This is a genomic window from Parasphingomonas zepuensis (genome assembly GCF_036663735.1).
GTDB lineage: Bacteria > Pseudomonadota > Alphaproteobacteria > Sphingomonadales > Sphingomonadaceae > Sphingomonas.
In genome coordinates, this window is the sequence record NZ_JAXOJO010000083.1 from 1 (window position 1) to 1,066 (window position 1,066).

2 protein-coding genes are annotated in these 1,066 nt (G+C 63.9%); both read right to left on the reverse strand.

From position 1 onward, the window contains the following. A partial coding sequence (locus U1769_RS25415) for a heme lyase CcmF/NrfE family subunit (protein ID WP_332720932.1) occupies positions 1–914 on the reverse strand: 914 nt, incomplete at its 3' end. Positions 915–924: 10 nt separating this feature from the next. Beyond that, positions 925–1,066 (reverse strand): cytochrome c maturation protein CcmE domain-containing protein (locus U1769_RS25420; protein WP_332720933.1); only part of this gene is annotated, 142 nt, incomplete at its 5' end.

Consider the following 1,066-nt stretch of genomic DNA (forward strand, 5'->3'; position numbering starts at 1 on the left):
GCGAACGCATGCACGCTCGTCAAAACGCCCGATCGAACGAGGAACGTCCCCACCATCGACATTGAGAACGCCACCACGGCCAGCATCAGCGTCCACGCCCGCAGCCCGTCGCGCGCCGCCAGCACGTTCACCGAATGCAGCAATGCCGTCGCCGCCAACCACGGCATCAGCGACGCATTCTCGACCGGATCCCAGAACCACCAACCGCCCCAGCCCAGCTCATAATAGGCCCAATAGCTGCCCGCCGTGATCCCGATAGTCAGGAACACCCATGCCGCCAGCACCCATGGCCGCATGGCGCGCGCGAAGACAGGTCCCACCTCACGCGTTATCATCGCGCCGACAGCAAAGGAGAAGGCCATCGAAAGCCCGACATAGCCGAAATACAAGGTCGGCGGATGGAACGCCAAACCCGGATCCTGCAACAATGGGTTTAGCCCCATCCCATCGGGCGCCGCCGGGTCGAGCCGCGCGAACGGATTGGAGGCGATCAGAAGGAACGCATAGAAGCCGATCGCAATGAACGCCTGCGCGCCCAATGTCGCCGTCAGCGTCGCCCGGTCCAGCTTGCGCTCAATTAACCCGATCGCCGCCCCGGCAAGCGCCAGCACGGTAACCCAAAGCAGCATTGAGCCTTCATGGTTCCCCCATGCGCCCGCGAATTTGTACAGCAGCGGCTTAGCCGAGTGGCTGTTCGTCGCGACCAGCAGCACGGACATATCGGATTGCAGGAACAGGGTGACCAGCAACCCGAACGAAAGCGCCGCGAGCAGCCCCTGCACGACCGCCACCGGTCGCACCGCCGCGACCAGCTCGTCCTGCTTCAGCCACATTCCTAGCCCTGCCATCGCCAGCTGCAACAGCGCCAGCGCTGCGGCCAGCCACAATGCTGCCAGCCCGGCTTCGGCGATCATGCGCTAACGTTCATTTGGCAAGCGTATCCGGCGCGGGCATCTTGGCGGCGATCTCAGGTGGCATGTAGCGCTCGTCATGCTTGGCGAGCAGATTGTCTGCGACGAACCCGCGATCGCTTGTGAACTTGCCCTCCGCGACGACACCCGACCCT